Source organism: Methylobacterium sp. B1, assembly GCF_000333255.1.
Classification (GTDB): Bacteria; Pseudomonadota; Alphaproteobacteria; order Rhizobiales; family Beijerinckiaceae; genus Methylobacterium; species Methylobacterium fujisawaense.
This window is the reverse complement of sequence record NZ_BACT01000700.1, coordinates 1-5,576: the sequence shown is the minus strand read 5'-3', so window position 1 is coordinate 5,576 and position 5,576 is coordinate 1. Positions and strand designations below refer to the sequence as shown.

The 5,576-nt window shown below is 71.9% G+C and carries 4 protein-coding genes and 2 pseudogenes; 4 read left to right on the top strand and 2 right to left on the bottom strand.

The genetic code is table 11. The annotated features are described in order from the left end of the window. Both I53_RS20605 and I53_RS35795 read right to left on the bottom strand, forming a co-directional pair. Window positions 1–761: pseudogene (locus I53_RS20605) on the bottom strand (hypothetical protein); the annotation flags it as partial. A gap of 53 nt (window positions 762–814) precedes the next feature. Beyond that, window positions 815–946 (bottom strand): hypothetical protein, encoded by a 132-nt coding sequence (locus I53_RS35795; RefSeq protein ID WP_286009589.1) that lies wholly within the window; start codon window positions 944–946, stop codon window positions 815–817. Window positions 947–1,627: 681 nt separating this feature from the next. Here I53_RS35795 and I53_RS20595 point away from each other — a divergent pair. From I53_RS20595 to I53_RS20580, 4 genes and pseudogenes are all read left to right on the top strand, one after another. After that, on the top strand, window positions 1,628–1,834 hold the full coding sequence (locus I53_RS20595) for a hypothetical protein (protein WP_043354144.1): 207 nt from the start codon (window positions 1,628–1,630) through the stop codon (window positions 1,832–1,834). A gap of 13 nt (window positions 1,835–1,847) precedes the next feature. After that, on the top strand, window positions 1,848–2,720 hold the full coding sequence (gene cysE, locus I53_RS20590; RefSeq protein ID WP_043354143.1) for a serine O-acetyltransferase: 873 nt from the start codon (window positions 1,848–1,850) through the stop codon (window positions 2,718–2,720). Between the two features lie 433 nt (window positions 2,721–3,153). Continuing rightward, window positions 3,154–4,586, top strand: a pseudogene (locus I53_RS35980) (family 2B encapsulin nanocompartment shell protein). After that, a partial coding sequence (locus tag I53_RS20580) for an aminotransferase class V-fold PLP-dependent enzyme (RefSeq protein WP_043354141.1) occupies window positions 4,573–5,576 on the top strand: 1,004 nt, incomplete at its 3' end. The pseudogene I53_RS35980 and the gene I53_RS20580, both read left to right, overlap by 14 nt.

The window sequence follows — 5,576 nt, the reverse complement described above, 5'->3', positions numbered from 1 at the left end:
CACCGGGCGATCGGGTCGAGTCCCGCCGCGTCGGCCTGCTGCAGGATCGGCAGGGTTCGCAGGATCGCGGCCCGGGCCCCGGCCGCGCTCGGATCCGCGTCCAGGGTCGAATCGGGGAAACGGTCCGGCCCGACGACCTCGGTGACGATGCCGGCCGCGCGCAGCTCGGCCGCGGCCGGGATCCAGATCCCGGTCGGAGGCACCGCCAGGGCCCGCGCCACGAAGGCCGCCGGCAGGCCGGCGGCCCGGTAGGCCGCCCGTTCCGGCGCGGAATCCACCGGGCGCATCCGACCCTGCGCCCCGATCTCGTAGGGGGCGTGGAAGCCGAGCCGGCCGCCGGTCGCGAGGTAGCGCGTCCGGCCGCGGACGAAGATCAGCGTGCAGGCCGAGGCGCAGGCGTCGGGGACGTAGGTGGCGATCCCCCGCGCCGCCACGAGCGCCCCGATCGCCGCCCCCTCCTCCACCAGGCCGCCGTCGCTGGTGAGATGGAGGCGCGCGATCTGCGGGTGCGCGGCGAGGAGGGCCGCGACCCGTGCGGCCACACCCTCGGTGAGATCGCCGGCGAGTCGCAGGTCCCGGCCGCCCGGCCCGACCGTGAGCCGGGCCGGGACGACCGGCCCATCGGCGGCAGACGCCGCGGAGGCCGCGCCGCGGCCCTTCGGCGGGTGCGCGGCGGCCGGGCCGGCGGCTCCCAGCGCCAGGGCGAGGGCGCAGGCAGCCGTCCCCGTCCGGCGCCTCCACCCGGGGGGGAAGACCGACATGACAGGTGTCCATCGTTCGTGTTCGGGGAGGCCGGCGTGGCCGGACGGCGCGCCTACTGGAGGTAGGCGACGAACATCTCGGACACGGCCCGTGACGCGTAGGCTTCGGGGCTCTCGCCCCGGCGGATCGGGAAGGCCTCGGCCACCCGGCGGCCGGCGAGGATCCGGTCGACCTCGTCGGGCATCAGGCCGTCGTCGAGGGCGCTCGCGAGGGCGGCGCGTTCTTGGGAGGGATGGGAGCGGACCCTCCGGGCAGGGTTCGGCCGAGGGAAACGGCCGTTTCGGCGCTCAGGTCGGGCTGGGTGCTCCGGCTCGTGTCATAGGTCAGCATCGGTGTTCGCCTTTCGTGTCTGATGTCGTGCGCTCTCCTCGTCTTGGATGCGGCAACACGGCAGACACGGCGCAGTCGTCCCGGCGATCCGTTTCTTGCTCACGATCACGGCAAACCTCCATTCGGCTCTCCGTCGACTGCGCGCCGACACCGTCAATCTAGAGGCCGGGGCCGAGAATGTGCTGCCAAATTGGCGAGGACTTGCAGCGCAGGTCGTTCGTCGAAGGCGCATCCTGGAGCAGAAGCTCAGGTCCGGCCCGGGCAGGCCGGCATCGTGGCCGCGATCGAGGACGCCCGTTCCAGCCCGAGGCCGGGCACACGGGGCTTGCCAAGGCAGGGGCGATGCGTAAATATCAATATATAACAAGGGCTTAGCGAAGATGATGCTCCCGTTTCGCCCGCGCACGGTCGAAACCTTCTCCGCCGGACCGGGGTGCCCGGAAAAGACTTCCCGCCAACGCCGCCGGCCCGGTTCCGGCGCCGTTGGCCGCCGAATCAGGCCGCCGCGACCGGCCGTTCAAGGAGAGCCGACACCATGACCCCAGGGCGGATGATGCAGGGCGACGAGGTCGTGTTCGCGCGGATCGACCTCGCGGAGATTCTGGGGATCTGGCGGCATGCCCGGGGCCGTGTGGTGGGCATCCACCCCCCGGGCAATGCCCCGGCCACCGTGGACGTGAAGTTCCAGGGGCACGACACCCTGAAACGTTATCTGCCCGACCTGTTCCGCCCCGTGCGGTGACCGGCGGCGCCCGATGCATCACGCCGCCCTGCCCCCCGCGGGGGCCACGATGGCCGTGGTCCAGCCGCCGCTGCGCGTCACGAGCCGCGGCACGGCTGAGGCCGAGGTCTGGGCGGGCCTGCGCGCCGAGGCCGAGGCGGCCCTGATCGAGGAGCCGCTCTATGCCGGCATCATCCAGGCCACGATCCTCGACCAGCGCTCCCTGGCCCAGGCCTTCGCCTACCGCCTCGCGCACCGGCTCGGGGACGGCGACCTTGCCCGGCTGTCGATGCGCGACCTGTGTCTCTCGGCCTTCGAGGCGGATCCGCAGGCGGGCGCCCACGCCGTGCGCGACCTCGTGGCGATCCGCGAGCGCGACCCGACCTGCCGCCGCTTCCTCGATCCGTTCCTGTTCTACAAGGGGCTGGCGGCGCTGGAGGCCTACCGGGTCGGCCACTGGCTCTGGCACCAGGGCCGGGCGACCCTGGCGCTGCACGTCCAGAGCCGGATCTCGGAGGTGTTCGGCTGCGACATCCACCCGGCGGCCCGGATCGGCTCGGGGGTGTTCATCGACCACGCCACCGGGGTGGTGATCGGCGAGACGGCGGTGATCGCCGACGACGTCTCGATCCTCCAGTCTGTGACGCTCGGCGGCAACGGCAAGGAGAGCGGCGACCGGCATCCCAAGATCGAGCGCGGGGTGCTGCTGAGCGTCGGGGCCAAGGTTTTGGGCAATATCCGGGTCGGCGCGGGTGCCAAGGTGGCGGCCGCCGCGGTGGTGCTGCAGGACGTGCCGCCCCACACGACCGTGGCGGGCGTGCCGGCCCGGGTCGTCTCGCGCCTGCCCGTCGGCGAGGAGCCGGCGCTCAGCATGGACCAGTCCTTCGGTTACGGGGACGGCATCTGAGGCGCGCCGAAAAATCCTTCCCGTGAAACAAAGTCGCCCGGCCTGCGCCGCGCGCCCCGATGGGATGAAACTAAATTCTTCGATCCGGCGATCGCACGATCGCTATGTCCTTTGCGTCAAGTATGCCAAAGGTACAATTCCTATGAAGCGGCCTAAAATAGGGAAATCATTCCGTTGACCCTGGGGCGATTCGGGCCTTATCCAGATCCTGTCGGGCCGAACAAGAACTGAGGCCGGATAAGCGGCGGACAAGGATTGTCCGATCGCTGGAAAATACATCATTCGACTGGCGGTCATGCGGTCTACCGGCCCGTTATCATCATCAAGTCATGATCAAGACGTCTCGCGCCGACCCCGCATACGCTGCGGGACGAACCGCTGCTTGCGGATGGATGCGGCGCGCCTGCAACCCTGAATGGAGTGAGGACGAACGATGAGCGGACCGGGTCTGAGCGTGAGCGCCACGGCGGCACGCAATCTCGCGACGGCGACCGTCACCTCGGTCCAGAACGCGGCCAACACGCCGCGCTGGCTGCTCCGGCTTCTGCCCTTCGTTGACGTGGCGGGCGGGGTCTACCGCGTCAACCGCCGCGCCGTCGTGCTGGCGCGCCCCGGCCGGATCGATCTCGCCGCCGAGGAGAAGGGAGACGGCAAGGGAGAGGGAGACGGCAAGGGAGACGGCAAACGCCGGGTGATCCGCCCCGCCTCCCTGCGGGCCGTGCCGTTGTTCAGCCGGCTGGGCGATGCGGAGCTCGCGGCCCTGGCGGCTCAGTTCACCGAGAGCCGGCACAAGGCCGGCGATGTGATCCACGAGGAGGGCGCCTCCGGCCGCAGCCTCACGGTGGTCGCCGACGGCACCGTCGAGCTGACCCTGTCGGGCCCCTACAAGGGCCGCCTGCGGCAGGGCCTGGCCACGAAGGGCGACTATTTCGGCGATGCCGGCTTGGCCGGCGAGCGTGCGCCCGCCCCGGCCGTGAAGGCCCTGTCGGCGGTGACCCTCCTGACGCTGGACGCCGCCGCGGTGGAGAGCGAGGAGATCCGCGCCAGGATCGCCCAGTACCGCGAGGAGCGCGACCGCCTCACGGGCCACACCAACTCCTACGGCGAGCAGGGCATCGAGCTGCTGGCTGTCCATACCGGCGAGCCGCGCCTGCCCACGACCTTCGTGGATTACGAGGTCGATCCGCGCGAGTATCACCTCTCGACCATCCAGACGATCCTCACACCCATACACGGGTGACCGACCTCTACTCCAACGAGATCGACCAGCTCCGCGAGCAGATCCGTCTCACGGTCGATGCCGTGAAGGAGCGCGAGGAGTGGGAACTCCTGAACAATTCGCAGTTCGGCCTGCTCCACGAGGTCGGTCCGCGCCAGCGCATCCCGACCCGCGGCGGCCCGCCCACCCCGGATGATCTCGACGAGCTGCTGACGCTGGTCTGGAAGAAGCCCGCCTATTTCGTGGCCCATCCCCGCGCCATCGCGGCCTTCGGCCGGGAGGCGACCCGCCGGGGCGTGCCGCCGGTCGTCGTCCACCTGTTCGGCGCGCCGTTCATCACGTGGCGCGGCGTGCCGCTGGTGCCGAGCGACAAGCTGCCCATCGACATCGACCCGGTGACCGGCGCGCAGACCACCTCGATCCTGCTTCTGCGGGTCGGCGAGGGCGAGCAGGGCGTGGTCGGCCTGCAGAAATCCGGGGTGACCGGCGAGATCGAGCCCGGCCTGTCGGTGCGCTACATGGGCACCAACGACCATTCGATCGCCTCGCACCTCGTGACCCGCTACTTCTCGGCCGCCGTGCTGGTCGAGGACGCGATCGCCCGCCTCGATAACGTGCTCCTGGGCAACTACCATGACTACGCCTGAGGCGACGGCCCTCGCGGTGCCCGGAGCGAGCCCGGGCGACCTCGCGCACGCGGATCTCGTCGGGCGCCTCGCCCGCGAGATCTACGGTCAGGGGCAGGCGGCGAGCCAGCCCTTCGCCCCCACCCTCCCCGCGGGCCCGCAGGTCCCGCAGGCGCTCGACAGCGTGCCTCAGGGGTTCGGCGGCGCTCCGCTGCCGAGCGGTGCCGTGGGCGTGCCCTCGGCACCGGCCGCCGGGCTGCCCGCGGGGATCCAGCCCGACCTGTCCGCCCTCGGGGCCCGCGCCTTCGGCGCGTCGCCGGCCGGCGTCCCGGGCCTCACCGGCCCGGGCCTGCCGAATCTCGCCCCCGCCGGCCCGGCCTTCGCCGGGACCGCCACGATCCCGCCGGTCCACCCGGTGAGCCCGCTTCCGGCCCTGCCGGACATCTCGTTTCCGGGCGGGCCTGAACTGCACCGGCAGGTCGCGGCGGATCACCCCCGCGCCCAGGCCTTCGCGCATGCGCTCGCCCCGCACCTCGTCCCGGCCGACCCGTCGCAGGCGGGCGTGGACGAGGCGCAGGAGAGCTTTCGCAGGACCGGCCGCCTCTCGCGGGCGCCCGAACCGGCCGCCGACAACCTGTCGGACTATTACTTCCTGACCCTCGGCCCCCGCCCGGCCCGGACGGCTCCCGCGACGCCGCGCGTCGAGCCGAGCCGCGCGCCGGGCCCCGCGCCGCGGGCGCTCTCGCACGGGTCGAGCCCGGTCGCGGCGCCCTTCGACGTGGCGTCTATCCGCCGGGACTTCCCGGCCCTGCACCAGAGCGTCAACGGCCATCCGCTGGTGTGGCTCGACAACGCCGCGACGACCCACAAGCCGAAAGCCGTGATCGACGCGACGAACGCGTTCTACGCCCGGCACAATTCCAACATCCACCGCGCCGCCCACACCCTGGCGGCGCGCGCCACCGACCTGTTCGAGGGCGGGCGCGAGGCGGTGCGCCGCTCCTCAACGCC